General features: G+C 43.5%; 26 protein-coding genes. 24 read left to right on the top strand and 2 right to left on the bottom strand.

Annotated features, from left to right (window positions below; genetic code table 11):
* Positions 1-14: 14 nt before the first annotated feature.
* The 9 genes from NSS78_RS15845 to NSS78_RS15805 all read left to right on the top strand — a co-directional run bounded on the left by NSS78_RS15845 (position 15) and on the right by NSS78_RS15805 (position 9,036).
* A complete protein-coding gene (locus NSS78_RS15845; protein ID WP_285859615.1) occupies positions 15-608 on the top strand; it encodes a sugar transferase in 594 nt (197 codons plus the stop codon).
* The gene (locus NSS78_RS15840) at positions 571-1,257 is read left to right on the top strand and encodes an acetyltransferase (protein ID WP_327839790.1); all 687 of its coding nucleotides are present in this window, start codon (positions 571-573) and stop codon (positions 1,255-1,257) included. Before NSS78_RS15845 ends, NSS78_RS15840 begins: the two co-directional genes overlap by 38 nt.
* A complete protein-coding gene (locus tag NSS78_RS15835) occupies positions 1,257-2,435 on the top strand; it encodes an aminotransferase class I/II-fold pyridoxal phosphate-dependent enzyme (protein WP_327839949.1) in 1,179 nt (392 codons plus the stop codon). The genes NSS78_RS15840 and NSS78_RS15835 overlap by 1 nt, the downstream gene beginning before the upstream one ends.
* Before the next feature lie 149 nt (positions 2,436-2,584).
* Positions 2,585-4,207, top strand: coding sequence for a nickel ABC transporter substrate-binding protein (gene nikA, locus NSS78_RS15830; protein WP_050944217.1), 1,623 nt, complete (start codon positions 2,585-2,587; stop codon positions 4,205-4,207).
* A gap of 18 nt (positions 4,208-4,225) precedes the next feature.
* The gene (nikB, locus tag NSS78_RS15825; protein ID WP_327839793.1) at positions 4,226-5,170 is read left to right on the top strand and encodes a nickel ABC transporter permease subunit NikB; all 945 of its coding nucleotides are present in this window, start codon (positions 4,226-4,228) and stop codon (positions 5,168-5,170) included.
* Positions 5,167-6,000 carry a nickel ABC transporter permease subunit NikC gene (gene nikC, locus NSS78_RS15820; RefSeq protein WP_050944214.1) on the top strand — a complete coding sequence of 278 codons (834 nt, stop codon included), beginning with the start codon at positions 5,167-5,169 and terminating at the stop codon, positions 5,998-6,000. Before nikB ends, nikC begins: the two co-directional genes overlap by 4 nt.
* Before the next feature lie 4 nt (positions 6,001-6,004).
* On the top strand, positions 6,005-6,820 hold the full coding sequence (locus NSS78_RS15815) for an ABC transporter ATP-binding protein (RefSeq protein WP_199852785.1): 816 nt from the start codon (positions 6,005-6,007) through the stop codon (positions 6,818-6,820).
* Positions 6,821-6,833: 13 nt separating this feature from the next.
* Entirely contained in the window at positions 6,834-7,649 is an 816-nt protein-coding gene (locus NSS78_RS15810) for an ATP-binding cassette domain-containing protein (RefSeq protein WP_327839796.1), read from the top strand.
* A gap of 61 nt (positions 7,650-7,710) precedes the next feature.
* Positions 7,711-9,036 (top strand): MATE family efflux transporter, encoded by a 1,326-nt coding sequence (locus NSS78_RS15805; protein WP_251190803.1) that lies wholly within the window; start codon positions 7,711-7,713, stop codon positions 9,034-9,036.
* A 20-nt stretch (positions 9,037-9,056) separates the two neighbouring features.
* Here the strand turns inward: NSS78_RS15805 and yvfG are convergent, their stop codons facing one another.
* On the bottom strand, positions 9,057-9,272 hold the full coding sequence (gene yvfG / locus NSS78_RS15800) for a protein YvfG (RefSeq protein ID WP_003213121.1): 216 nt from the start codon (positions 9,270-9,272) through the stop codon (positions 9,057-9,059).
* A gap of 70 nt (positions 9,273-9,342) precedes the next feature.
* Here yvfG and rpoN point away from each other — a divergent pair, with 70 nt between their 5' ends.
* Both rpoN and NSS78_RS15790 read left to right on the top strand, forming a co-directional pair.
* Complete coding sequence (gene rpoN, locus NSS78_RS15795; protein WP_113387377.1) at positions 9,343-10,641, top strand: RNA polymerase factor sigma-54; 1,299 nt, start codon at positions 9,343-9,345, stop codon at positions 10,639-10,641.
* Positions 10,642-10,811: 170 nt separating this feature from the next.
* The gene (locus tag NSS78_RS15790; RefSeq protein WP_212045555.1) at positions 10,812-11,549 is read left to right on the top strand and encodes a FadR/GntR family transcriptional regulator; all 738 of its coding nucleotides are present in this window, start codon (positions 10,812-10,814) and stop codon (positions 11,547-11,549) included.
* 27 nt (positions 11,550-11,576) lie between these two features.
* On the opposite strand, the gene NSS78_RS15785 is transcribed toward NSS78_RS15790, so the two are convergent.
* The gene (locus NSS78_RS15785; protein ID WP_113387375.1) at positions 11,577-13,019 is read right to left on the bottom strand and encodes a sigma 54-interacting transcriptional regulator; all 1,443 of its coding nucleotides are present in this window, start codon (positions 13,017-13,019) and stop codon (positions 11,577-11,579) included.
* 208 nt (positions 13,020-13,227) lie between these two features.
* Here NSS78_RS15785 and NSS78_RS15780 point away from each other — a divergent pair, with 208 nt between their 5' ends.
* The 13 genes from NSS78_RS15780 to NSS78_RS15720 all read left to right on the top strand — a co-directional run bounded on the left by NSS78_RS15780 (position 13,228) and on the right by NSS78_RS15720 (position 26,741).
* Positions 13,228-14,424 carry an ornithine--oxo-acid transaminase gene (locus NSS78_RS15780; RefSeq protein WP_113387374.1) on the top strand — a complete coding sequence of 399 codons (1,197 nt, stop codon included), beginning with the start codon at positions 13,228-13,230 and terminating at the stop codon, positions 14,422-14,424.
* 106 nt (positions 14,425-14,530) lie between these two features.
* A complete protein-coding gene (locus NSS78_RS15775) occupies positions 14,531-15,946 on the top strand; it encodes an amino acid permease (RefSeq protein ID WP_342468158.1) in 1,416 nt (471 codons plus the stop codon).
* A 314-nt stretch (positions 15,947-16,260) separates the two neighbouring features.
* The gene (locus NSS78_RS15770) at positions 16,261-17,298 is read left to right on the top strand and encodes a sugar-binding transcriptional regulator (RefSeq protein ID WP_003212739.1); all 1,038 of its coding nucleotides are present in this window, start codon (positions 16,261-16,263) and stop codon (positions 17,296-17,298) included.
* 31 nt (positions 17,299-17,329) lie between these two features.
* A complete protein-coding gene (gene gap / locus NSS78_RS15765; protein WP_003212811.1) occupies positions 17,330-18,337 on the top strand; it encodes a type I glyceraldehyde-3-phosphate dehydrogenase in 1,008 nt (335 codons plus the stop codon).
* A 213-nt stretch (positions 18,338-18,550) separates the two neighbouring features.
* A complete protein-coding gene (locus NSS78_RS15760; protein ID WP_003213359.1) occupies positions 18,551-19,735 on the top strand; it encodes a phosphoglycerate kinase in 1,185 nt (394 codons plus the stop codon).
* A gap of 30 nt (positions 19,736-19,765) precedes the next feature.
* Complete coding sequence (gene tpiA / locus NSS78_RS15755) at positions 19,766-20,527, top strand: triose-phosphate isomerase (RefSeq protein WP_106029339.1); 762 nt, start codon at positions 19,766-19,768, stop codon at positions 20,525-20,527.
* Positions 20,520-22,055, top strand: a complete 1,536-nt coding sequence (gene gpmI / locus NSS78_RS15750) for a 2,3-bisphosphoglycerate-independent phosphoglycerate mutase (protein WP_050944194.1) — start codon at positions 20,520-20,522, stop codon at positions 22,053-22,055. The genes tpiA and gpmI overlap by 8 nt, the downstream gene beginning before the upstream one ends.
* A gap of 29 nt (positions 22,056-22,084) precedes the next feature.
* Positions 22,085-23,377, top strand: coding sequence for a phosphopyruvate hydratase (eno, locus tag NSS78_RS15745; RefSeq protein ID WP_003212752.1), 1,293 nt, complete (start codon positions 22,085-22,087; stop codon positions 23,375-23,377).
* A gap of 256 nt (positions 23,378-23,633) precedes the next feature.
* Positions 23,634-23,903 carry a hypothetical protein gene (locus NSS78_RS15740; protein WP_034620133.1) on the top strand — a complete coding sequence of 90 codons (270 nt, stop codon included), beginning with the start codon at positions 23,634-23,636 and terminating at the stop codon, positions 23,901-23,903.
* A 58-nt stretch (positions 23,904-23,961) separates the two neighbouring features.
* Positions 23,962-24,729, top strand: coding sequence for an ABC transporter ATP-binding protein (locus tag NSS78_RS15735; RefSeq protein WP_342468157.1), 768 nt, complete (start codon positions 23,962-23,964; stop codon positions 24,727-24,729).
* Entirely contained in the window at positions 24,701-26,098 is a 1,398-nt protein-coding gene (locus NSS78_RS15730; protein WP_327839810.1) for a hypothetical protein, read from the top strand. The genes NSS78_RS15735 and NSS78_RS15730 overlap by 29 nt, the downstream gene beginning before the upstream one ends.
* A complete protein-coding gene (locus NSS78_RS15725; RefSeq protein ID WP_003213453.1) occupies positions 26,095-26,463 on the top strand; it encodes a membrane protein in 369 nt (122 codons plus the stop codon). The genes NSS78_RS15730 and NSS78_RS15725 overlap by 4 nt, the downstream gene beginning before the upstream one ends.
* A complete protein-coding gene (locus NSS78_RS15720) occupies positions 26,460-26,741 on the top strand; it encodes a hypothetical protein (RefSeq protein WP_113387371.1) in 282 nt (93 codons plus the stop codon). The genes NSS78_RS15725 and NSS78_RS15720 overlap by 4 nt, the downstream gene beginning before the upstream one ends.
* The last annotated feature ends 12 nt before the right edge of the window (positions 26,742-26,753 follow it).

Genomic DNA, 26,753 nt, shown 5'->3' with positions numbered 1-26,753 from the left:
AAGGAGATTTCATGATGAAAAGAATGTTAGATGTGATGGTGGCATTGACGCTGCTCATCGCAGGCAGTCTTCTTTTTCCTCTGCTTTATGGACTGATTCGGTGGAAAATTGGGACGCCTGTGTTGTTTCGGCAGAAGCGGCCTGGTCTGTATGGCCGGCCATTTATGCTATATAAATTTCGGACGATGACCGATGAACGTGACGAGCAAGGGGCGCTCCTGCCAGATCATCTTCGATTAACAAAAACCGGCGCTTTGATTCGCAAGCTCAGTCTTGATGAATTGCCGCAGCTAGTCAATGTCCTAAAAGGAGAGCTCAGTCTCGTTGGACCAAGGCCGCTTCTGATGGAGTATTTGCCGATGTATACAGAGGAGCAAGCAAGGCGCCATCTTGTCAAGCCTGGCATTACTGGATGGGCACAGGTGAATGGAAGGAACACGATCTCCTGGGAGGAGAAATTCACCTATGACCTCTGGTACGTCGAGCATCAATCATTTTGGCTTGATATGAAAATTTTATGGATGACCTTGCTGAAAGTCATCAAAACAGAGGGGGTGCAGCAGCCGCATCATGCCACAGCTGAAAAATTCAAAGGAACTGATATGTAAAGAGCAACCGATTGGTTTAATTGGGGATGGCGGGCATAGCAAAGTCATTCAAGAAATGATTGCTGCCCATCCCGATTACTCATTATGTGCCGTATTAGATGATCAATTTGAAGAGACGACGACTCAAAGCAGTATCTTGTATGGACCGATCTCCATGAGTCAACAGCTGAGAGAGACAATGCCACATATGAAATGGCTGATTGCGATCGGACAAAATGAGAGCAGACAGTTAGTAAAGGAACGCCTCTCCTTTGAAAACACGGCATTTGCCACACTCATCCATCCACAGGCGGTCGTAAGTCCATCAGCAGTCATTGGAAGAGGAGCTGTCGTTATGGCAAGGGCAGTAGTTCAAGCAGATGCAGCAATCGGTGAACATGCGATTATCAACACAGGATCTATCGTAGAGCATGACTGTATACTGGAATCGTTTGTCCATCTGTCACCGGGAGCAGTGTTAACTGGCTGTGTGTCTGTACGAATGGGTACACATATTGGAGCAGGTGCTGTTGTGATACCCGGGACATCGATCGGAAGCTGGACACTCATTGGCGCAGGAGCCGCAGTAACAAGAGATATACACGATCAGAAAATCGCTGTAGGCATTCCTGCAATAGAAATCAAAGATCGGCGAGAGGGTGGGAAATGATGCAAGAAAGGAAACGAATTTACTTATCACCACCGCATATGAGCGGAAAAGAGTATTTGAAAATAGAGGAAGCCTTCAAGAGCAACTGGATTGCACCGCTTGGACCTCTTGTGAATGAATTTGAGCAGGCAGTTGCGCGCTATGCAGGAGTGGATGCAGGAGCGGCTTTATCTTCTGGAACAGCAGCAATTCACCTCGCCTTAAAGCTTATTGGCGTTCAAAAAGGGGACATTGTCTTTTGTTCCACCCTCACATTTGTTGCAACTGCAAATCCGATTTTATATGAACAAGCGACACCCGTTTTTATTGATTCTGAAAGGGATACATGGAATATGTGCCCGATTGCTTTAGAAAAGGCATTTGTGGAATCAAAACGACTTGGAAAAAGACCCCGTGCTGTCATTGTCGTGCATTTATATGGACAAAGCGCAAAAATGGACGAGATTCTGGCGTTGTGTGAAGCATATGATGTACCAGTCATTGAGGATGCGGCTGAATCGTTAGGCTCTCTATATAAAGGAAAAAAAAGCGGCTCAATGGGCAGGTTCGGTGTCTATTCGTTTAATGGAAATAAAATCATTACAACATCAGGCGGCGGAATGCTTGTGAGTGATGATGAAGCTGCGATCGAACGCTGCCGCTTTCTCGCTTCACAGGCTAGAGAACGCGCGATGCATTATGAGCATCAAGAGATAGGATACAACTATCGCATGAGCAACCTGCTAGCAGGCGTCGGGATTGCTCAGATGGAAATATTGGACGAGCGTGTTGAACAAAAGCGCCGCATTTTCAGGCGTTATCAGGAGGCGTTATCTAAAGTAGAGGGTCTTTATTTCATGCCTGAATATCAAGACACCAAATCCAACCGCTGGCTGACGACATTGACTATTGATCGCGATAAAAATACCTCTCCAGTGGACATTATTGCTGCACTAGAAGAAGAACAGATTGAAGCAAGACGTGTATGGAAGCCGCTGCACGAGCAGCCGCTCTTTCGTGATTGTCCCTTTTATTCAGCGGTGAAAGGCACTCCCGTATCTGAATTGTTATTTGAAACAGGGCTTTGTCTCCCCTCTGGAACAAGTATGACAGACGCTGAACAGGATCGTATCATTGACACACTTCGTCATGCCCTGCGAGAAAAAAACTTCACCTCTTCACAGGCTGCTCACTTGTAAGCAGCCTGCCTCTCTTTTTATCAAATTCATCAACTAATGGAATAATTAGGATTTTTTGTTGTCATATCGTTTTAAATATGTTATTGACAACGGGGTTGTTCCTCCTTAAAATGAAAATGATTATCAGCATCAATTAGGAGGAACATCTTATGTCTATTTGGAGCCAATTTTTTCCGAAAATTAAAATAAATACTGTGTTTACATTTTTACTTATCTTTTTATTAGTAGGCTGCTCTCAAGCAAACAATGGAGCAGATGGAAACAAGGATCATCCTGACATGATCACGATGGCTTGGCCGAGAGATATTGGCGAAATGAATCCGCACGTATACAACCCATCACAATTGTTCGCGCAATCAATGATTTATGAGCCATTGGTCAGCTATCAAAAGAATGGAAAGCTAAAACCTGAATTAGCGAAATCATGGGATGTGTCAAAGGATGGAAAGGTGTACACGTTCCATTTAAGAGACAAAGTGACATTTTCAGATGGATCTGAGTTTAATGCAAACATTGTGAAAAAGAACTTTGATTCCATCTTAAAAAACAAGGATATACATAGCTGGTTAGGTGTGATAAAAAAAATCAAAAAGACAGAAGCAGTAGACAAGAAAACGTTTAAACTCACATTAACAGAGCCATATTATCCAACTGTTCAAGAATTAGCCGTTGTCCGCCCAGTTCGTTTCTTAGGCGAAGCAGGCTTCCCTAAAAACGGAGATACGTCAAAAGGAATTGAAAAACCAGTGGGGACAGGCCCTTGGGTATTAAAAACATATCAAAAAGATGACTATGCCATTTTCGAACGAAATGATCATTATTGGGGAGAAAAACCAAAGGTCAAAGAAATCAAAGTCAAGGTCATCCCAGATGCGGAAACGAGAGTCATGGCATTTGAAAAAGGTGATGTAGACGTCCTTTACGGAGAAGGAACCATTAGCCTTGATGCCTACAAACAGCTAGAGGCGAGCGGTAAGTACGAAACGAAAATGTCAGAGCCAGTTGCAACGAGACAGCTTGTCATGAACACAAAAGTGGATCAGCTGTCAGATGAGAAAGTGCGTCATGCCCTTCAATATGCTATGAATAAGAAATCAATGGTTGAAGGTGTCACCTCTGGCTTAGAGGATGAAGCAGATCACATATTGCCGACCAACATGCCTTACACTTCTGATATTAAGGTGAAGTCGTTCCAATATGATGTAGACAAAGCGAAAGCATTGCTGGATGAAGCAGGCTGGACACTACCAAAAGGAAAAACCGTTCGTGAAAAAGATGGAAAAACGCTTGAATTTAGTATGATGTATGATTCAGCAGAATCGATTCAAAAAGCGATGGCTGAGACGCTTCAAGCAGAATGGGGTGCCATTGGCGTTGGTGTCAAACTTGAAGGTGTGGAGCTGGCAACACAGGTGCAGCGCTTTAAAGCTAATAAGTTTGATATGAACTTCTTTAGCAACTACGGAGCGCCATATGATCCGCATACATTTATGAACGTCGTCTCATCAGATGGTTTTGGATTCAAAGAAGCCATCTCAGCCTATCCAAATAAGGACAAGCTGATCAAAGAAATGAGCGAAATTCCATCAACAACCAATGAAAACAAACGAAAAGCACTTTATTCGTCTGTCTTATCTTCATTACAGGATCAAGGGGCAATTGTGCCAATCTCTTATTTTAAAAAGACAGCCGTTTATCAAAAAAATGTGAAGGACTTTGAGTTCCCAGCAAATCGCGACGAACATCCATTCACAGGTATTAAGCTGAAGTAATAGAAGGAAGGTTAGGAAATGGGCCGCTATATCGTCAAACGCATGCTATCAATCATCCCTGTATTTTTATTAGCCACTCTTTTCACGACTGGTATGATTCACCTTTCGCCAGTCGACCCGGCTGAGGCATATTTAGCAGCGGCTCATATCCAGCCAACGGATGAAATATTAGCGCAAAAACGAAGTGAATTTGGTTTAGATCAACCGTTTTATATGCAGTATCTTCACACCATTGAAAAAGTCATTCATCTTGATTTTGGCAAGTCATATATGTCCAACCTGCCTGTGCTCAATGAGGTGATCTATAGAATACCAGCGACGATTCAATTGGCGCTGACTAGTCTACTGATTGCAATTTGTGTCAGCATTCCACTCGGCTTTTTCAGTGGCATGAGGAAAAATGGCATCGTTGATCATGTGAGCCGGCTCATTTCTTTCTTAGGAGCATCTATCCCGACGTTTGTCTTGGGGTATTTGCTCATCTTCTTTTTTTCGGTGAAGCTCGATCTTCTACCGGTTGAAGGGGTGGGAACATGGGAGCATCTCATTCTGCCGTCGGTCACACTGGCCGTCCCTTTAATTGCGATGTATACAAGGCTATTACGATCAAGTGTGAGTGAGGCGCTTCAAGAGCCGTTTGTTCAATATGCGAGAATCAGAGGATTAAAGGAACGGTCGATCATGTTCAAGCATGTATTGAGAATCGCGATATCGCCAATGCTGACAGGGCTTGGGGTGAATCTTGGCAAGCTGCTGACAGGAACCATTATCGTAGAGGCAGTTTTTTCATGGCCAGGGTTTGGGCGCTTCTTTATTGAAGCGATCTTTAACCGGGATCTGCCGGTCATTCAATTCTATGTCCTCATGGCAGCATGTATCTTTATCTTGAGCAGCTTGATTGTGGACTTACTTCAGCTGATCATTGACCCCCGTATTTCCAGAAAGGAAGGCCGCCAGTCATGATGACAAAAGGAAAATATCTCTTCTCTCATCAAAAGCTGATCTCGATCTGCGTGGTGCTCCTTGGTCTATTGCTGATTGTGACAATATGTGCGCCGTGGATCGCTCCACATGATCCGGCGGCTGTCAATCTAGCGATGAAGCTAAAGGGGTCTTCGTGGGAGTATCCTCTTGGGACAGATCAATTAGGCCGATGCAATTTATCTCGAATTTTATATGGTGCACGTGTTTCACTAGGCTGTGCGTTATTAATCTTTATCTCTTCTTTATTGATTGGGTTAATCGTTGGTTTGTTGTCAGGTTACAAAGGTGGCTGGATCGATCACGTCTTAATGAGAATCTGCGACGGGATCATGGCATTCCCGAACCTGGTGCTGATCCTCGGATTAGTCGGCATCTTCGGTCCTGGACTTTCTCAAGTAGTGCTTGCCTTGATGCTTGTGCAGTGGGTATACTATGCTCGCGTCTTCCGAGGAATGGTGCTGAGTTTAAAAGAACAGAACTTTATTGCCGCTGCGAAAATCAGCGGGACATCCCACTGGAACATCATGAGAAAGCATATGATTCCAAATGTCCTGCCGCCACTCGCGGTCATTGGCACACTTGAAATGGGCTGGGCGATTATGGACATTTCTGCGATGTCCTTTCTCGGATTAGGCGTTCAGCCTCCTATGCCTGAATGGGGAGCGATGATCCATGAAGGGAAATCGTATATTCAAACAAATCCTCAGTTGATGCTGTATCCAGGTCTTGTCATCATGGCTGTCGTCGTCCTCTTTAATTTACTAGGAGAAGCCCTTTCAGAGAAATATGGTATCAAACGCCGTGTGTAAAGGAATGATCAATGTGCAAGAGTCCATTTTACAAATAGAGAACCTGCATGTGCAGACGAAAACGCCTTATGGAACAACCTCTCTTATTCAGGACGTATCGTTTGAAGTAGGGCGAGGTCAAATCGTTGGATTAATAGGTGAGAGCGGCTGCGGGAAAACGGTGACAAGTATGTCGATCTTACATATGCTTGACCGAAAAACAACCGATGTCACTGGTAGCATCACACTTCAAGGACGAGAATTGATCGGTCTGAGTGAAAGGGATATGCGTTCTATTCGGGGCAAGGACATCTCATATATCATGCAAAATCCAATGAACAGCTTTACGCCAGTATGGACGATCGGTCATCAGCTGATTGAAACCATCCGCCGGCATACCGCTGTCAGTAAAAGGCAGGCAAAAGCGAAGGCAGTCGATGCGTTAGCGCAGATGAATCTGCCGCAGCCAGACAAGCTGTTAAACAAGTATCCCTTTGAACTAAGCGGCGGCATGCTGCAGCGTGTCATGATTGCCATGGCTGCCTGTATGCACCCGCCTCTCCTCATAGCAGATGAACCAACAACTGCTTTAGATGTACACACGCAGAAGCTGGTGCTGGAGCATCTGAACCAAATTCGTCATGACTATGGAACTGCCATCTTGCTCATTACTCACGATCTTGGCGTCATTGCAGAAATGGCAGATCAGGTTGTTGTCATGAGACAGGGAGAAATGGTTGAAAAAGCAGAAGTGCTTGAGCTTTTTGAAAACCCCAAGCATGATTATACAAAGAAACTATTAGCAGCTCGTCCATCCATCCCAGCTGTTTGCCCGATTTGAGGTGAGAAGGTCCTTGCATTTATTAGAAGTGAAAGCAGTTAGTCATTCATACAACAGCCGGTCGTTTCTGATGAGAAGAAAAGGCGCAGATCAAGTCTTAAACGGCGTCAATTTAATCATTGAAGAAGGCACGTGCGTCGGATTGCTGGGGCAAAGCGGTGCAGGGAAAAGCACGCTAGGCCGTATCATACTTGGTCTAGAGAAGCCAAAAGCCGGTCAGGTCCTTTTTGAAGGGCAGGATATATATTGTGCAGATCAAAGAACACGCAAACATTATCGCCGGCATGTGCAAGCGGTGTTTCAAGATTCGTACTCGGCGGTAAATCCAAGGTGGACAGTCGAACAAATTTTATCCGAGCCGTTTGAAAACTATGAAACCATGAGCCGAAAAGAACGCAAAAGCGTGCTGATCCATTGGCTGGAAAGAGTCGGGCTCAGTGAAAAGGACTTGTCTAAATATCCGCATCAATTCAGCGGCGGCCAGCTGCAAAGAATCAACATTGCAAGAGCCTTATTGCTGCAGCCAAAGCTCGTCGTACTGGATGAATCCGTCAGCAGCTTAGACATGGTCACACAGGGTGTCATTTTAGATTTATTAGTAGAATTAAAGAAGGAACTAGGTGTCGCTTACTTATTTATTACGCATGATATGACGGCAGCCTACCACTTAAGTGATCAATTGGCGATATTAGATCAAGGTGAACTTGTTGCTCAATTTCGATCAAAGGATGATTTCTTTTCATCAGAAGAGAAAGCGGTGCAAAAGATGAGAGATGCAATGCTCGCAGACCATCCTTTGTCTCGAACAATTGGCAGACCGGTTCGATAAATCTTCATTTCATCAATGCCTCTTTTAGAGAGGCTATTTTTCATGAAAGGCAGGTGGCATCGTGAACCATCGAGCGTATTTAGCTTTAGCCATTCCTTTAACCATCTCAACGATGACCACTCCATTACTTGGAGCTGTTGATACAGCAGTTGTCGGTCAGCTTGCCAATCCCGCGTATATTGGAGGCGTCGCAGTTGGCAGTCTCATTTTCAGTACACTCTATTGGCTCTTTGGTTTTTTGCGGGTGAGTACATCTGCTTTTGCCGCTCAAGCAAACGGGGCGCAAAGTGAAGAGCAGGGTGTACTTGCTTTTCTGAGACCCTTTTTAATCGCCATCATTGTTGGCCTTTGTTTTATTGCCCTGCAATGGCCCATTATTCAATCTGCTTTTCTAGTGATCTCTCCCTCTGCGGATGTTCGGCAATTTGCAGCAGATTATTTTCATATTCGGATTTGGGGTGCGCCGTTTACCTTGATGAATTATGTGATATTAGGCTGGCTGATGGGGATGGCAAAAATGAAAGAAGCCCTCTCTTTACAAATCTTGATCAATGTCATGAATATGGTCCTTGCCCTTCTGCTTGTTCATGTGTTTTCGTTTGCAGTCAAAGGGGTGGCGGCTGCGACATTGATATCTGAATTAACCGCCTTTGTATTAGGCGCATGGATCATCATGAAGCATTCAAAAAACGGGTTCCAGATGCCTTCTATTAAGAAAATCATGGATACACAGGCAGTGCAGAAAATGTTTCATGTGAATAAAGATTTGTTTATTCGGACGATTTGTCTCCTTGTCGTGATTAACATGTTTACAGCAAAAGGTGCTTCTTTTGGAACAGAAATGCTTGCGGCTAATGCCATCTTATTTCAAATTCACTACATCATGGCTTATTTGTTCGATGGTTTTGCCAATGCATCCAGCATCCTTGTGGGCAGATCAGTTGGTGCAAATGACCGCACCCTTTATGAGAGAACCTTAACCCTTTCAAGGCAGTGGGCACTTGTCATGGCATGCGTCATTGCGTCGGTTTATTTCCTCTTAAAAGAGCCGATCTTGGGCTTGTTTACAAATCTTCCCCGGCTTCTTGATGTGACATTAGGCTATGCAGACTGGCTCGTTCTCTATCCGTTTGCCGCTTGTTTCGGTTTGGTCATATACGGCGTATTTACAGGTGCGACAGAAATTGCCCCTGTCAGAAATTCGATGCTGTTTGCGATGATCTTGTTTATCGTTGTTCAAGCAGCAGTTACGCCTATTTGGCACAATCACGGATTATGGTTTGCTTTTATCATCTATACTGTAGGACGTTCTGGCTTTTTGATGATGTACAAATCAAGGCTGGATCGGAAGCTTTTTGCAAATGAAAAACACCCTTTGCCATCGTGACAAAGGGTGTTCTTTTTCGTTCATTCGCTTTCTTTTTTCACCTTTTGATACGCCTCATCAAGGTGCTGAATTCGCTTCAAAACCACAGCATTTTTGGTCAGCTGGTCTTGTACAAGCGTTGACACCACTGAGCGGTAATAGGCATTCATGGCATGAATCTTGTCTTCATTTTGATTCATGGCGATGTGTTGTTTCAAGTTGTCAACAAAGTATGGAACGGAAAAAAGTTCAGACATGGGAATCACTCCTATTTCGTATATACGGTCCGTCAATCTTCATGTAAAATGATGAGAGGGAGGGGAGACAATGAGCCTTAATCTGCAACAAGAACAGGTATTAAAGCAGGTGCTCACACCAGAACTCAGGCAGGCCATTACATTGCTCCAGCTGAATAGCACTGAGCTTGGCGAGTATCTTGACCAGTTAGCGCTTGAGAACCCTCTGATTGAGCGGAAAGACACGGACAGCTATCAACCAGTTTATCATAAAAAATCTCAAGATCGAATGACAGAGCCGTATCGAACGCATCAAAAAGAAAGCCTGCAAATGTATTTAAAGAAGCAAGCCATTGATTTAAATCTAAGTGAAAAGAATCAAAGGATCTTTCACTTTATGATTGAGTCCATTGATTCTAATGGCTATTTAAATGAACCGGTTGACGAGATGGCAGCTGTCTTAAAGGTGTCAGCTGAAGAAGTAGAAGCCGTCCTTCATCAGCTTCAATCGCTAGAGCCTGCCGGTATTGGCGCAAGATCTTTACAAGAATGCATCCTGCTTCAGCTGAGAAGAAAAAAGGAGCGCTGGTATGAAGCCGAGCTGATCATTGATGAGCACTTCTTTCTCTTTGCAAGAAAGGCTTGGAAGGAAATCGCGGCGAAAACAGGCATTTCCATGAAAACACTTCAAGCGGTACAAGATGAGGTGTCGCAGCTTGAACCAAGACCCGGCATCCATTTCTCATACGAAGAAGACCATGTGTATATAGAGCCGGATGTGACGATTACTGTCGTGCAGGACCACATCACATTTGAGCTGAATCAGCGCGCTTTCCCAGACGTTGAAATGAATGAAGGATACTTCGCCATGATTCAAGACCGAAAGCGGCATGAAGCATATGCGTATCTAAAGGAAAAAGAGCAGCAGTACAATTGGCTTGTCCAAGCGCTGAAGCAAAGAAAACAAACGATGACCCATGTCGTTCGTGAGATTATCTTACACCAGACAGATTTTTTCCTTACAGGGAAACATAAAATGAAACCGCTTACGATGAAGCGGATCGCAGATATATTGCAAGTGCATGAGTCAACAGTCAGTCGAACGGTGAAAGGGAAAATGGTGCAAACCCCTTATGGCCTCATGGAAATGAAGCAATTTTTCCAAGCAAAGCTAGAAGGACCCTCGCTGGAAGAGGCGTCCAGCTACACAGTCAAGACGTACATCGCAGAGCTGATCCAAACGGAAAATAAGAAAAAACCGTATTCAGATCAGCAAATGATGACGCAGCTACAGCAAACCTTTGGCATCCGAGTGTCGCGCAGAACCATTGCGAAATATCGTGAACAAATGAATCTTCCATCATCTACACTGCGGAAGCGCTATGATTAAAAAGAAGTACTTGCCAGAAACATGGCAGGTGCTTTTTTAGTTGAAAGCGAGGCATACAGAAGATTTTTTGAAAATTAAATCGGGGAGACGTGTGAACGGAAATTTTGGGGTAAAGTATAAGATAGGGCATGAGCCGAAAAGGGTAGACAACAGTGATGAGGTGAGACCAATTGAAATATAAACAAATCAAAACCAAAAAAATATATGAAGAAATTGCGGATGCATTAATCGAATCGATTCGCACTGGTGAGCTTCTTCCGGGAGAAAAATTAGATTCGGTTCAATCGCTCTCAGAAAGCTTTCAAGTCAGCCGTTCCGCTGTGAGAGAGGCGCTGTCTGCTCTCAAAGCGATCGGATTAATAGAGATGAAACAAGGGGAAGGCACATATGTGAAGCAGTTCGATCCTGAACAGCTCGCATTTTCTTTATCTCCTGCATTTTTAATGAAGCAGCATGATGTCAGGCAGCTCCTTGAAGTGAGAACCATTATTGAAACAGGTGCTGTCAAAAAGGCGGCGCTGCTTCGGACGGACGATGACCTACATCAGCTGCGTGATGCACTCGAACAAATGAAGCTGGCAGAAGCCCATGAAGAAATTGGTGAAGAGGCAGATCTTACCTTCCATCTCGCCTTAGCCAAAGCCTCGAAGAATGATGTATTAAAGGTGTTAATGAATCAAGTCTCATCCTTGTTAGTAGAAACGATGCGGGAAACGAGAAAAGTCGTGTTATTCTCAACGAAAGCCTCCATTCGGAAGCTTTACGAAGAACATGAACAAATTTACAAAGCCATCGTTGCAAGGCAGCCAGAAGAAGCAGAGAAAGCGATGCTTACGCATTTGAAAAATGTAGAAAATCTGCTCGGTGATGTGCTGCCAAAACCAGCAGAACAGTCAGATACACAATAAGCTGTGCCGGATGATGGCACAGCTCTATTATTGACGAGAAATATGTAGCTTTTTCATTCGATATTGCAGACTTTGCCTGCTCATGCCCAATAACTTTGCAGTCTGTGAAATATTATCGTCCATTTTTTCTAAGTAATGGACGATGTATTGTTTTTCGAATCGTTCCATTTGGGTTTGGAAATCAGTCGTTTGTTCTGGGCTTGTATACACAAAGGTGTCAGCAGCTGCGGTTTGCTGCAAAGAATTTGTTTGCAATTGCGCCTTAGGACGGACTTCCCCGTGCTTAAATCTAAAATGATAGGGAAGGTGATGCATGCTTAAGTCGTCTTCATCCATCATCATATTCATCCCCGCCTCAATCACATGCTCAAGTTCTCTTACATTGCCTGGCCAATGATACGCCTTAAAAAGGGCAAGTACCTCTTCATCAGCCGCTTTCACCTTCATTTGAAACAGCTCATTATATTTTTGAATAAAATGATTCACAAACGTAGGAATGTCCTCTTTTCGTTCAGAAAGCGGCGGAATAAATAAGGTGACAATACCGAGACGATAAAATAAATCCTTGCGCATGCGTCCACCTGCGATTGCATCCACAGGGTCCTCATTCATATTGGCAATCACCCTTACATCAACAGCAATTTCCTTTGTGCTTCCTAGCCTTCTCACACGTTTCTCCTGTAAGACGCGCAGTAGTTTTGCTTGAAGATGAGGATTTAGTGAGTTGATCTCATCTAAAAGCAAGGTTCCTCCTTGCGCCTGCTCAAATAAGCCAGGCTGATCAGCTGCCCCCGTAAAAGCCCCTTTTTGTGTACCAAAGAGCAGACTTTCAATCAGATTATCAGGCAGTGCCGCACAATTTTGAGTAATAAAAGGTCCAGATGACCGGCTGCTGCCGTTATGAATGCTTTGAGCAAACAGCTCTTTCCCAGTCCCAGTTTCGCCAACAATGAGCACATAGGAAGAGGTGCGTGTCGCTCGTTTCGCATGCTCAATCACCTCTAAAAAGGCAGGGCTTTGTCCAATAATAGAATCGAAGGTAAAGCGGGTGCTTCCTTTTTTCTTCATATTGTGATGAATCAGCCGTTCCAGCTTGGTCACATCATTCGAAATTTCAACTGCCCCTTGAATGAGACCATCTCGAACGAGCGGGTATGTATGGTTAATCGTTGTGATTTCTTTTCCGTTGTAATTATGATACGTCTGCTTGGCATGTACGGTTTGTTTCCCGGTACGCAGCGCTTGGACAAGTGTACTGTGCATCTCATCTTGAAAGGCGAAGAAATCGAGTACATTTTTATGGAGAACATCTGAGCGTTTTAAAGACTCGATCTCCATCATTTTTTTATTATAAACAACCGTATGTCCATTCTCATCAATTGCGTGAACCCCGACATCAATTAAATCGAGCATTTGTTTATATAAATCAATCTCATTTTCAAGCTTTGCGGCATGCAGATCTTTTTTCAATTGCGCCACCTCCTGACGTTACCTCTATTTTACATGAAAAATTTTGCGGTTTCCTCTAAAAAATTTGGCATATGCAAAGAAATTTTGCGTAATTAATGAAGTAGACCCCATGATCAAGCGGTCAGAAAGTTGGCACGATCCTTGCATAACATATGGATGAAGATGAACCCAATTGAAAGAAGCTACCTTACAGAAGGAGGAATAGATGATGACGACACAGACAAATGAATTGATTCAACAAACAGAGCAATATGGAGCGGCAAACTATCATCCGCTGCCAATTGTCATTTCAGAGGCTGAGGGAGTGTGGGTGACAGATCCTGAAGGCAATCGATATATGGATATGCTGAGTGCGTATTCCGCAGTGAACCAAGGACATCGCCATCCCCGCATTATTGAAGCGCTCAAAAAACAGGCAGACCGCGTGACGCTCACCTCGAGAGCCTTTCATAATGATCAGCTTGGTCCTTGGTATGAAAAAATTTGCAAACTGACGAATAAAGACATGGCACTGCCAATGAATACAGGTGCTGAGGCTGTAGAAACCGCTGTAAAAGCAGCGAGACGCTGGGGCTATGATGTGAAAGGAATCGAAGAGAATCGTGCAGAAATCATTGCGTGTGTTGGCAATTTCCATGGGAGAACGATGACGGCTGTATCTCTTTCCTCAGAAGCAGAATACCAAAGAGGTTTCGGCCCAATGCTTCCTGGAATTAAGCTAATTCCTTACGGAGATATTGAAGCGTTACGTGAAGCGATCACACCACAGACAGCGGCTTTCCTCATTGAGCCGATTCAAGGAGAAGCGGGGATTGTCATGCCGCCAGAAGGCTTCTTGAAAGAAGCCAAAACGCTTTGTGAGCAAGAAAATGTGCTGTTCATTGCGGATGAGATTCAAGTGGGGTTAGCACGAACAGGTAAGATGTTTGCGTGTGATTGGGAAGACATTGAGCCAGATATGCTGATTCTTGGGAAAGCTTTAGGCGGCGGAGTATTCCCAATCTCGTGTGTTGTAGCAAACCGCGATATTTTAGGCGTGTTTAACCCTGGTTCTCATGGGTCTACCTTCGGAGGAAATCCTCTTGCGTGTGCAGTGTCGCTTGCTGCACTGGATGTTTTAATCGACGAAAAGCTTGCAGCACGCTCTATGGAGCTTGGTGAATACTTCAAAGACAAATTGGCACGCATTCAAAGTCCTGTGATTAAAGAAGTGCGCGGCCGCGGACTATTTATAGGCATGGAGCTGACAGAGGCAGCTAGACCTTATTGTGAAAAGCTGAAGCAAGCAGGTTTGTTATGTAAGGAAACTCATGAAACAGTCATCCGTTTTGCACCACCACTGACCATTTCAAAAGCAGATTTAGACTGGGCGATTGGTCATATTGAAGCACTGTTTCAAGCTTAAATGGCAAAGGGGGAGGAAGCTTCACTTTCTCCCTTTCTTTTTCAACGAACAGCGAATTTTGTCAAAGGATGCTGAATAGAAGAGTGAAAGTGGGGAAGTGGATTTGATGCAAGAACAGCATAATGAACTAGAGCGTTCCATGAAAAGCAGACATCTCTTTATGATTGCCTTAGGCGGCGTCATCGGTACAGGGCTTTTCCTTGGGTCAGGATTGATTATCCATCAGGCAGGACCGGGGGGAGCCATTCTATCGTTTATCATTGGCGGATTTTTAATGTATTTGGTCATGCTCTGTCTTGGAGAATTAGCAGTGGCGATGCCAACAGCCGGTTCCTTTCAGGAATATGCAACCAAATATATAGGTCCGTCCACAGGCTTTATGATCGGCTGGCTGTATTGGTTTAGCTGGGCGTGTACGATTGGTCTGGAGTTTACATCAGCAGGCATATTGCTCCAAAGGTGGTTTCCAGATATTCCGGTTTGGCTCTGGTGTCTAGCATTTAGCGTGATATTATTTGCCGTGAATGCCATCTCTGCTCGCAGCTTCGCTGAAACGGAGTTTTGGTTTTCAGCCATCAAGGTTGCGGCCATCCTATTGTTTATTATCATCGGAATTGGCGCAATTTTCGGAATGATTCATTTAAAAGGCGGAGAACCAGCCCCTTTATTTCGTCATTTGACGGATCATGGCGGACTATTTCCTAATGGTGTTTTTGCTATTTTATTAACCATGGTCACGGTCAATTTCTCCTTCCAAGGAACAGAACTTGTAGGGATCGCAGCAGGTGAGAGTGAACGCCCTGAAAAAACATTGCCTCGATCAATACGGAATATTATTTGGAGAACGATGGTCTTTTTCGTTTTATCAATTGCGGTTCTAGCCGCACTTCTTCCATGGCAGACAGCAGGCGCTGTCGACAGTCCGTTTGTGGTCGTGCTGGACAAGGTCGGCATCCCATATGCTGCAGATATCATGAATTTTATTATCATCACAGCTGTCTTGTCTGTAGCAAACTCTGGATTATATGCATCATCACGTATGCTCTGGTCGCTTTCAAAGGACGGGAAAGGACCTGCCTTTACGAAAAAGCTGTCCAAGCGTAAAATCCCGATCAATGCATTATTGGTGACAATGGGTGTATCCGCTCTATCTCTGCTCACAAGTATTGCGGCACCAAAAACGGTGTATGTGTGGCTTATTTCGATTTCTGGAATGGTTCTTGTTGTGGTGTGGATGTCCATTTGTTTGTCTCAATATTTCTTTAGAAAACAATTCATAAAAGACGGGGGAGATGTAAAGGATCTCGTCTTCCGTACACCGCTCTATCCATTTGTCCCACTAGCAGGCTTCATCGCATTTGGCATCGTGCTCATTAGCTTATTTTTTATCGAGGATCAGCGGATCGGTCTTTATTGCGGAATCCCGTTCATGGCTGCCTGCTACATCATTTATTATCTCAAAATCAAACCGAAGGAAGAGGCAAAGCGTTTCGCCGAAGAGGAAGGAATCCCAAAAACATAAAAGACGACTATATCAAAAAAGTGTGCATGCGGACCTCTTACGCATGCACACTTTCATTGATGAATTCATTCAATATAGAAGAAAATAAAATATTTCGAAAAGAAAAATCATAGCAAGAACCTTGATGACAAGCAGGCTATCGGTGAAAATGTGTCTATTTTTTGTCTAAATGTGTTTGTAATAGTTGAAAATGCAAGATGATCCTGTTAAAATAATTAAAGAAAGCAGGGATTGATTTTTTTTGGCTGTGGCGGGACGTTTTTTGTCACAGTGGGACGTTTTTAGTCCAACGTGAAAAGAAAGGGTCGTTAGCCATGAATCGTTTATTGGAAGCTCAAAAAAAATTATTGCCAGATCTTCTCATCGTTATGCAAAAACGCTACGACATTTTGCAGTACATCAGATTAGCTGAACCAATCGGCCGCAGAAGTCTTGCGACGAGTCTTGGTCTCAGTGAGCGCATCTTAAGAGCTGAAGTTCAGTTTTTAAAAGAACAAAATCTGCTGGATGTCAAAACGAGCGGCATGATGCTGACGAGTGAAGGCCACGCTTTGCTTGAAATGCTTGAAGGAATGATGAAAGACGTTTTAGGTTTAACCTTTTTGGAAAATACATTGAAGAGGAAGTTAGGCCTAGAAGAAGTCGTGATCGTTTCTGGTGACAGTGACGAATCCCCGTGGGTGAAGCAAGAGATGGGAAGAGCTGCTGTCCAATGTATGAAAAAAAGGTTTACTGGAAATAATATCGTCGCCGTCACTGGCGGAACGACGATGGAAGCCGTTGCCGAAATGATGACCCCTGATGCCAAAAACAGAGACATGATGTTTGTCCCTGCGAGAGGCGGTCTTGGGGAGAATGTAAAAAATCAGGCAAACACCATTTGTGCCCACATGGCTGAAAAAGCTTCCGGTACTTACAAACTGCTGTTTGTTCCAGGACAGCTGTCAGAAGGTGCTTACTCTTCCATTATTGAAGAGCCGTCAGTCAAAGAAGTGCTTCAAACGATTAAATCATCCACGATGCTCATTCATGGAATCGGTGAAGCAAAAACAATGGCGATGAGACGAAACACACCAGCTGAAGATTTAAAAAAGATTGATGAGCATGACGCAGTGACAGAGGCCTTTGGCTATTACTTTAATCGTGATGGTGAGGTCGTCCACAAAGTGCACTCCGTCGGCATGCAGCTAGATGATTTAGAAAGCATTCCACACATCATTGCTGTTGCAGGTGGATCATCAAAGGCAGGGGCCATTGAAGCTTATTTCAAAAAACCCCGCCGAACGGTTCTCGTCACAGACGAAGGAGCCGCAAAAGAGTTATTAAGGGAGTCAATTGATCCCTCAATATAAAACATTGTGACCTATAAAAGGAGGAAACATCATGGCAGTAAAAGTCGGTATTAACGGATTTGGACGTATTGGACGTAACGTATTTCGTGCAGCATTAAACAATCCTGAAGTTGAGGTAGTAGCGGTTAACGATCTAACAGACGCTAACATGCTTGCACACCTTTTACAATATGACTCTGTTCACGGAAAACTAGATGCAGAGGTTTCTGTAGACGGTACGAACTTAGTAGTGAACGGTAAAACAATCGAAGTATCAGCTGAGCGTGACCCTGCGAAATTAAGCTGGGGTAAACAAGGCGTAGAAATCGTTGTTGAATCTACTGGATTCTTCACAAAACGTGCAGACGCTGCAAAACACTTAGAAGCTGGCGCTAAAAAAGTCATCATCTCTGCTCCTGCTAACGAAGAAGATATCACAATCGTTATGGGTGTAAACGAAGACAAATACGATGCAGCTAGCCACGATGTCATCTCTAATGCATCTTGTACAACAAACTGCTTAGCTCCATTTGCAAAAGTACTTAACGATAAATTTGGTATCAAACGCGGTATGATGACAACTGTTCACTCATACACAAATGACCAACAAATTCTTGATCTTCCGCACAAAGACTACCGTCGTGCTCGTGCAGCTGCGGAAAATATCATCCCAACTTCTACAGGTGCTGCGAAAGCTGTTTCACTTGTATTGCCTGAACTTAAAGGTAAATTAAACGGTGGCGCTATGCGTGTTCCAACACCTAACGTTTCTTTAGTTGACCTTGTGGCTGAATTAAACCAAGATGTAACTGTTGAAGATGTAAATGCAGCACTTAAAGAAGCAGCTGAGGGAGAACTTAATGGAATCCTTGGCTACAGCGAAGAGCCATTAGTATCTGGTGACTACAATGGTAATGCAAACTCTTCAACAATTGATGCTCTTTCTACAATGGTAATGGAAGGCAGCATGGTGAAAGTCATTTCTTGGTACGATAACGAGAGTGGATATTCTCACCGCGTTGTTGACCTTGCAGCTTACATTGCAAAACAAGGTCTTTAATTTGTCACACTGAAGGAACTCACTTGGTTCTTTCCTATAGACACGATATAATGAAGACGGACAAGGGAAGGGGAAGCATCCCTTTCCCTTTTTCTCTGTTTTTATCCGTTCTGCACGATTTCTCGTTTTGATGAGGGCAAAATGGGAAAAGGATAAAGAGAGACTTGTCCAATGCGTAAGGAAACCAGAATAAAGGAGGATCTCCTGACGAGCATGAATAAGAAATCAGTAAAAGACATTGACGTAAAAGGTAAAGTTGTGTTCTGCCGCGTAGATTTTAACGTTCCAATGAAAGACGGAAAAGTGACGGATGATACTCGTATTCGCGCAGCATTACCAACGATTGAGTATTTAACAGGACAAGGCGCAAAGGTACTACTAGCTAGTCATTTGGGTCGTCCGAAGGGTCAAGTTACTGAAGAACTGCGTCTGACACCTGTAGCGAAACGTCTGCAAGAGCTTCTTGGACAAGAAGTGAAAAAAGCGGATGAAGCTTACGGCGACAACGTGAAAAAGCAAATCTCTGACTTAAAAGAAGGAGATGTGCTAGTGCTTGAAAACGTTCGTTTCTATCCTGGTGAAGAAAAGAACGATCCTGAACTATCAAAAGCATTTGCTGATTTAGCCGATGTGTATGTCAATGATGCGTTCGGTGCTGCACACCGTGCACATGCATCCACTGCTGGTATTGCAGCATATCTTCCGGCTGTTTCTGGCTTCCTCATGCAAAAAGAGCTTGAGGTTCTAGGAAAAGCCATTTCAAACCCTGATCGCCCATTTACAGCGATTATCGGTGGCGCAAAAGTAAAGGATAAAATCGGTGTGATTGAAAGTCTTCTTGATAAAGTGGACAACCTCATCATCGGCGGCGGACTTGCTTACACATTTGTGAAAGCACTAGGCCACGAAGTAGGAAAATCTTTATTAGAAGAAGACAAAGTCGATTTAGCGAAATCCTTTATGGACCGTGCAAAAGAAAAAGGCGTGAACTTCCTGATTCCAACAGATGTTCTGGTAGCCGACGACTTTTCAAATGATGCGAATACAAGCATTGTGCCAATCTCTGAAATTCCAAGTGATCTAGAAGCACTTGATATTGGAACAGAGACAATAGGCAAGTACGCTGATGTGATTAAAAACAGCAAGCTTGTTGTTTGGAACGGACCAATGGGTGTATTTGAAATCGACGCATTCGCTAAAGGAACAAAAGCAATCGCAGAAGCACTGGCAGAAGCAAAAGATACATATTCTGTCATTGGCGGTGGAGATTCAGCAGCAGCTGTTGAGAAATTTGGTCTGGCTGATCAGATGAGCCATATTTCTACAGGCGGCGGCGCTTCACTTGAATTTATGGAAGGCAAAGAGCTTCCAGGTGTTACTGCATTAAACGATAAATAAGACCAAAACTGCTATAAGGAAGTGTCAATCATGAGAAAACCAATTATAGCTGGGAACTGGAAAATGAACAAAACACTTGGCGAAGCGGTTAGCTTCGTTGAAGAAGTCAAGTCATCCATTCCATCTCCTGACAAAGTGGAAGCAATTGTCTGTGCGCCAGCTCTTTTCCTTGAAAAGCTAAACAGCCTTTCTAACGGAACAGACCTTAAAATTGGTGCACAAAACATGCACTTTGAAGAAAATGGTGCATTCACTGGTGAAATCAGTCCTGCTGCGCTAAAAGATCTTGGCATTGGCTACTCAGTGATCGGTCATTCAGAGCGCCGTGAATTCTTCGCTGAAACAGATGAAACAGTGAACAAAAAAGCACATGCTGCATTCAAGCATGGCATCGTTCCAATTATCTGTGTAGGTGAAACGCTTGAAGAGCGTGAAGCTGGCAAAACAAATGAACTTGTCGCTGATCAAGTGAAGAAAGCACTAGCTGGTTTAACAACTCAGCAAGTTTCTGAATCTGTTATTGCATATGAGCCAATCTGGGCGATCGGTACAGGGAAATCTTCTACAGCGAAAGATGCAAACGACGTTTGTGCGCATATCCGTCAAACGGTTGCAAGCGAATATGGTCAAGAAGCGGCAGACAGCCTTCGCATTCAATATGGCGGAAGCGTGAAACCTGCGAATATTAAAGAATATATGGCAGAATCCGATATTGACGGTGCTTTGGTAGGCGGCGCAAGCTTAGAACCTCAGTCTTTCGTTCAATTATTGGAGGAAGGTCAATATGAGTAAGAAACCAGCTGCATTAATCATCTTAGATGGATTCGGTTTAAGAGGCGAAACAGTTGGTAACGCTGTTGCCCAAGCAAAGAAACCGAACTTCGACCGCTACTGGAACGAATTCCCGCATCAAACCTTAACGGCTTCAGGTGAGGCAGTAGGCCTCCCACAAGGTCAAATGGGGAACTCTGAAGTTGGGCATTTGAACATCGGTGCAGGACGCATTGTGTATCAAAGCTTAACAAGAGTGAATGTTGCCATTCGTGATGGGGAATTTGAGAAAAACGAAACGTTCCTAGAGGCAATGACTTATGCAAAAGAGAATGACAAGGCCCTTCATTTATTCGGTCTCCTGTCAGACGGCGGTGTGCACAGCCACATCCAGCATCTTTTTGCCTTGCTGAAACTAGCGAAAAAAGAAGGCTTAACAAAAGTATACATTCATGGCTTCTTGGACGGACGTGATGTTGGTCAAAAGACAGCCAAAGTGTACTTAAAACAGCTTGAAGAACAAATCAAAGAAATCGGTGTCGGAGAAGTGGCAACACTTTCTGGACGCTATTACTCAATGGACCGTGACAAACGCTGGGATCGTGTGGAGAAAGCATATCGCGCGATGGCGTATGGTGAAGGCCCAAGTTATCAAAACATCTATGATGTCGTTGATGACTCCTATGAAAATGGAATCTACGATGAATTCGTTATTCCATCTGTCATCACGAGAGAAAATGGTGAGCCAGTTGCAAAAGTAAACGACGGCGATTCTGTGATTTTCTATAACTTCCGCCCAGACCGTGCAATCCAAATTTCGAACACCTTCACAAATGAAGATTTCCGCTCGTTTGATCGCGGAGAAGCACATCCGAAGCATTTACACTTCGTCTGCTTCACACACTTCAGTGAAACGGTTGATGGCTATGTTGCCTTCAAACCAGTGAATTTGGATAACACAGTAGGAGAAGTGCTAGCGCAAAATGGATTGAAACAGCTGCGGATTGCTGAAACAGAGAAATATCCTCACGTGACGTTCTTTATGAGCGGTGGACGTGAAGAAGAATTTCCTGGTGAAGACCGCATCTTGATCAATTCGCCAGATGTGGCAACCTATGACCTCAAGCCAGAAATGAGCGCTTATGAGGTAAAGGATGCACTAGTTGCAGACATCAATGCTGACAAGCATGATGCGATCATCCTGAACTTTGCTAACCCGGATATGGTTGGTCATTCAGGTATGCTTGAGCCAACAATCAAAGCCATTGAAGCAGTAGATGAATGCTTAGGAGCTGTTGTCGACGCAATCCTAGCAAAAGGCGGACATGCCATCATCACGGCAGACCACGGTAACGCAGACGTGCTGATTACTGAAGAAGGAAAGCCGCATACTGCACATACGACAAACCCTGTTCCAGTCATCGTAACGAAAAAAGGTGCAACGCTTAGAGAAGGCGGCATTCTAGCCGATCTATCTCCAACGCTTTTAGACTTACTTGGTCTTGAAAAACCAAAAGAGATGACAGGAACATCATTGATTCAGAAATAACAAATTGATTCAAAAGGAGAGAAATAACGATGCCATACATTGTTGACGTATATGCACGCGAAGTATTAGACTCCCGCGGTAACCCAACAGTTGAAGTAGAAGTTTACACAGAATCTGGCGGCTTTGGCCGTGCACTAGTACCAAGTGGTGCCTCTACTGGTGAATATGAAGCAGTAGAACTACGTGACGGAGACAAAGACCGTTACCTTGGAAAAGGTGTTCTGACAGCTGTAAACAACGTAAACGAAATCATTGCACCAGAGCTTTTAGGCTTTGATGTAACTGAACAAGTAGCAATTGACAAAATGTTAATCGAACTTGACGGAACAGAAAACAAAGGGAAATTAGGCGCAAACGCAATCCTTGGCGTATCTATCGCTGTAGCACGTGCTGCTGCTGATTTCTTACAAATTCCACTTTACCAATACCTTGGTGGATTCAACTCCAAAACGCTTCCAGTGCCAATGATGAACATCGTCAACGGCGGAGAGCATGCGGATAACAACGTAGACATTCAAGAATTCATGATTATGCCTGTAGGTGCACCTAACTTCCGTGAAGCACTTCGCATGGGCGCACAAATCTTCCATAGCCTGAAATCTGTATTAAGTGCAAAAGGCTTAAACACAGCTGTAGGTGACGAAGGTGGATTCGCTCCAAACCTTGGTTCTAACGAAGAAGCACTTCAAACAATCGTTGAAGCGATTGAAAAAGCTGGTTTCAAACCAGGTGAAGAAGTGAAACTTGCAATGGATGCTGCATCTTCTGAGTTCTACAACAAAGAAGACGGTAAATATCATTTATCAGGCGAAGGTGTTGTGAAAACATCTGCTGAAATGGTTGACTGGTATGAAGATATGGTATCGAAATACCCAATCATCTCGATCGAAGACGGCCTTGATGAAAACGACTGGGAAGGTCACAAACTATTAACTGAGCGCCTTGGCAGCAAGGTTCAGCTAGTAGGAGATGACTTGTTTGTGACAAACACGAAGAAGCTTTCTGAAGGAATCAAAAACGGCGTTGGTAACTCAATCCTAATCAAAGTAAACCAAATCGGTACATTAACTGAAACATTTGATGCAATCGAAATGGCAAAACGTGCAGGATACACAGCTGTTATCTCTCACCGCTCTGGTGAAACAGAAGACAGCACAATTGCAGACATCGCTGTTGCAACAAACGCTGGACAAATCAAAACAGGTGCTCCGTCTCGTACGGACCGTGTGGCGAAATACAACCAATTACTTCGCATCGAAGATCAATTGGCTGAAACAGCACAATATCATGGCATTGCAACATTCTATAACTTGAATAAATAATGCCAGCAACGCGCTGCGTTCCGCTCTTATAAAAGAGTGGGCGCAGCGTTTTTTTGTGTTGAATGAGATCCCGCAGCTGTTTCAATAGTCACATCCTATTTTTGTAAAAAGTCATCCTTCAGTCAGAGGGAAAGTGAGAAGATCCACCATTTATAAGCAATAGATCATGAAAAATCGACTAAAAATATGATCTGAAATGAACTTATGCTTTCTGTAAGGGGGTGGTATCATTTTACATATATTAGGGGGTGATGAGATGCTGAATCCTTTTAGCCTTCGTTTTCCAGTAGGTGTGTATATGTATATTCTCCACCTACTGGCGGCATATGATGAAAGGAAGCAACGAATTCTAACTTCTAAGAATGTACAGAAAAACGCATTTTGGATTTATGTCCTTGCCGCTATATTGGGCATTATTTCACTTGGAGCATTGATTTGGGCATGTAAGACCTTTGGACAGGGCTCCAAATTTTTAGGAGAGTTCAAATTATTAGGCATGTACGTTAAAATCCAATGCGGGTTCTAACAGGGATGAGAACAGATGCAAGGTCATCTGTTCCATCTGAAACAAACGGAGGGATATGATGCTGACATTACAATTACAAGAAAAAACGTATAGCCGCACCTTCTCTCTCCGCCATATACAAATGAACGTGGAGAAAGGCCAGATGATGCTTCTTTTAGGGCATAATGGTGCAGGAAAGACAACGATGATTCAAGCTATGTTTGGGCTGACGCCATTTACTGGCTACGTTTCCTTACATGGTGCACAGCTGAACCTTCAATCCTCAGCACATATTTCCCTGTTGAAAAAACATGTTTCCTATATTCCTGACGATCATGCGTTGTTCGATTATTTAACACCGAGGGAATACTTTCAATTACTTCAGCTGCCACATGAGCAAGATGTCACTCGAGAAGAGACATTCACCGATTTGTTTGAGCTGAGTCCGTATATGGATCAGCCAATCGCTCAGCTGTCCCATGGCAATCAAAAGAAAACACAGATCATTTCGCAGCTCCTCAGACCATGTGATTATTATGTGTTCGACGAGCCAACGAACGGTCTTGATCCAGATATGATGATCATCTTAAAAAAGGTGCTCATGAAGCTGAGAGATCAAGGCGCTGGTATCCTGATTTCAACTCATCATTTGAGTTTTGGTGATACATTATATGATCATCTCATGATCTTAAGAAATGGTGACGTCAAGCTGAATATGTCCCGCCAAGAAACGAATGAGACATTTCCTCATCAGGCACTTGAAGAGATTTATAAAGAAGTAAATCGAGATTACTATATGCAGGTGGAGAGGTTACTCAATGATTTGGACACGACACGTTCTTCATAAAATCGAATGGGGTATGCTGACAACGAAAGGAAAGCAGCTTGGAAAAAAGTATCCTTTGCAGCTGCTCTCAGCTGCCGTTTTTCTCTTGCTCATCTATGCGATATACGTTGTCATCAGCCTGCGCTTTTACATGCAGGCAGGTGAAAGTGAGCCAGCTGCGCTATATCTCCAATTTGTCAAAATGTCGCTCTTACTATTAGGAGCAGGGATTGTGTTATCCCGCAATAAACTGAAGCGCCAAGAATATCAATTCTACTTTTTGAACAGTGCGATACAAAGTGTACCCTTTGTCCTTTGTGCGTATTTCTTTCCAGTGCTTTTTTGCTTCCTCATGGCTGGACTGCTTTTTTTACCGATTGTATTAGGTCTTTTTATCACAGGTGTCACCCCATCTCTGTATTGGATCATCGTTGTCTGCATCACATGCGGCATATTGGCACTTTATACGCTCTCTTCATGGATGCTAATGAGGATCGGTGTAAGTTATTTCGTATCAAAAACAAAGGAGCATTTACTGCTACAAACAATCGGCTTTGCGGCACTTCAAGTACTCATATTTCTTCTTTTTCAAAAAGCAGTGGAGATGATCCATGTATGGCCGGCTGTCTATCTGACGTTGCTGGTGATTCTTCTAAGCGCTGGCTGGCTATGGGTAAAGGGCTTAGCAGCTTGCTATGTTCATCAAATGTTTTTGCAGCTGAAAACAGAGGTAAAGTCATTTTCTTACCAGAAAATTAGGACGTACTCTTCCTTTCTGACGCATGTGCGGCAGGAAATGGTCTATTTCATCCGATCAGCTGTTTTTAAAGAACAAGGCATTTTGTTCCTCTTTCTCGTTTGTTTGACGATTGGGCTGCCATTTGTTTTTACACCTGAAGAAACTGGCTGGCTGTATGCCTTTATTGTGCAGTTTGCGTTAAAGGAAATATTGATCATGCTTCCGCTGATGATTGGCAGAGAATATCATATCAATCAACGGGCCATCTTTATGTTAAATACATCAAAGGGCGTGTATATATTGCCAAGAATTTTATTTTATTACACAATCAATTTACTCATTTATTTTGTGTATATTGGCCTTGCTTATTTGGTGATCGGTATTGAAAGTGAAGGTCATGGCTTGGCGAGTTTGTCCATTTTATTCATGACCGTCATGGCAGCCTGTACGGGGTTTGTCGTGAAAATCAGTGATTTTAATAAACTGTTTGTCATCGTGATGATGATTGCTGTATTCAGCTTCATCGATATGCTTTTATTAGAGTGGCTGTCAGCTCATATGTTTCTTCTTGCCACCGCTTATCTGCTTGGGTCACTTGCCTTTTTCAGTTGTATATATGCTGTGATGTTAAAAAGGCCGATATTGCGATGATGGGGCTTGTCATTAGTTTACTAGCGGTTGTGCTTATTCATGAACTCGGTCATATGCTGATGATCATGGTGTGTAACAAAGTCGAAAAAAGGCCGCTCTTTGATTTTGTGGTAACGATTGATTGGAAGCATGTGGCGATTATTCATGAGACATTTGCCCGGCCGAGCTTTAATCTGATGGTGGCACTTGCAGGTCCGCTGTTTCCGGTACTCTGCTCAATTGTGCTTTTATTAACGTGGAAGCATTCGGTGAGTCATCAGCTGCTGTTTTTTTCTTTACTGAACACTGTGATGCTGCATCCAGCTTGCCCAGACGGGAAAAATATCACAGTCAGTTTAAAAGAGATGAAGGAGAGAAAGAGATGATCAAAGTATTTCATTCGTTTTCTAGCGGCTTAACACTTGCGATGCTGTATATATTTGCTGTGTTTATGACCCCTGTCTTTTTACTACTGTTAGAGGTCAATCATATCGAATCAAGTCCAACGCTGTTTGGTATGCCATTTTATATTATGAAAATTGAAGAGTATCAATTCAGCTCTGAGGCGACGCTTTTTGGATGCGTTGTCTGCTTTTTAGCCGGCGCTGTGCTTTACTTATTCATTCAATATGTGATTCATGCTGTGAAAAAGCAAAAAGCATAAAAAAGCAGGCTG

The sequence above is a fragment of the Bacillus sp. FSL W8-0920 genome (assembly GCF_038593215.1).
GTDB lineage: Bacteria > Bacillota > Bacilli > Bacillales > Bacillaceae > Bacillus > Bacillus pumilus.
This window is presented reverse-complemented; position numbering and strand designations above follow the sequence as displayed.

Excerpts from the sequence above, each read along its gene's own strand:
- NSS78_RS15845 (WP_285859615.1), top strand. The coding sequence starts at position 15 with ATGAAAAGAATGTTAGATGTGATGGTGGCATTGACGCTGCTCATCGCA.
- NSS78_RS15840 (WP_327839790.1), top strand. The coding sequence starts at position 571 with ATGCCACAGCTGAAAAATTCAAAGGAACTGATATGTAAAGAGCAACCG.
- NSS78_RS15835 (WP_327839949.1), top strand. The coding sequence starts at position 1,257 with ATGCAAGAAAGGAAACGAATTTACTTATCACCACCGCATATGAGCGGA.
- nikA (WP_050944217.1), top strand. The coding sequence starts at position 2,585 with ATGTCTATTTGGAGCCAATTTTTTCCGAAAATTAAAATAAATACTGTG.
- nikB (WP_327839793.1), top strand. The coding sequence starts at position 4,226 with ATGGGCCGCTATATCGTCAAACGCATGCTATCAATCATCCCTGTATTT.
- nikC (WP_050944214.1), top strand. The coding sequence starts at position 5,167 with ATGATGACAAAAGGAAAATATCTCTTCTCTCATCAAAAGCTGATCTCG.
- NSS78_RS15815 (WP_199852785.1), top strand. The coding sequence starts at position 6,005 with ATGATCAATGTGCAAGAGTCCATTTTACAAATAGAGAACCTGCATGTG.
- yvfG (WP_003213121.1), bottom strand. The coding sequence starts at position 9,272 with ATGTCTGAACTTTTTTCCGTTCCATACTTTGTTGACAACTTGAAACAA.
- rpoN (WP_113387377.1), top strand. The coding sequence starts at position 9,343 with ATGAGCCTTAATCTGCAACAAGAACAGGTATTAAAGCAGGTGCTCACA.
- NSS78_RS15780 (WP_113387374.1), top strand. The coding sequence starts at position 13,228 with ATGACGACACAGACAAATGAATTGATTCAACAAACAGAGCAATATGGA.
- NSS78_RS15775 (WP_342468158.1), top strand. The coding sequence starts at position 14,531 with ATGCAAGAACAGCATAATGAACTAGAGCGTTCCATGAAAAGCAGACAT.
- NSS78_RS15770 (WP_003212739.1), top strand. The coding sequence starts at position 16,261 with ATGAATCGTTTATTGGAAGCTCAAAAAAAATTATTGCCAGATCTTCTC.
- gap (WP_003212811.1), top strand. The coding sequence starts at position 17,330 with ATGGCAGTAAAAGTCGGTATTAACGGATTTGGACGTATTGGACGTAAC.
- NSS78_RS15760 (WP_003213359.1), top strand. The coding sequence starts at position 18,551 with ATGAATAAGAAATCAGTAAAAGACATTGACGTAAAAGGTAAAGTTGTG.
- tpiA (WP_106029339.1), top strand. The coding sequence starts at position 19,766 with ATGAGAAAACCAATTATAGCTGGGAACTGGAAAATGAACAAAACACTT.
- gpmI (WP_050944194.1), top strand. The coding sequence starts at position 20,520 with ATGAGTAAGAAACCAGCTGCATTAATCATCTTAGATGGATTCGGTTTA.
- eno (WP_003212752.1), top strand. The coding sequence starts at position 22,085 with ATGCCATACATTGTTGACGTATATGCACGCGAAGTATTAGACTCCCGC.
- NSS78_RS15740 (WP_034620133.1), top strand. The coding sequence starts at position 23,634 with ATGCTGAATCCTTTTAGCCTTCGTTTTCCAGTAGGTGTGTATATGTAT.
- NSS78_RS15735 (WP_342468157.1), top strand. The coding sequence starts at position 23,962 with ATGCTGACATTACAATTACAAGAAAAAACGTATAGCCGCACCTTCTCT.
- NSS78_RS15730 (WP_327839810.1), top strand. The coding sequence starts at position 24,701 with ATGATTTGGACACGACACGTTCTTCATAAAATCGAATGGGGTATGCTG.
- NSS78_RS15725 (WP_003213453.1), top strand. The coding sequence starts at position 26,095 with ATGATGGGGCTTGTCATTAGTTTACTAGCGGTTGTGCTTATTCATGAA.
- NSS78_RS15720 (WP_113387371.1), top strand. The coding sequence starts at position 26,460 with ATGATCAAAGTATTTCATTCGTTTTCTAGCGGCTTAACACTTGCGATG.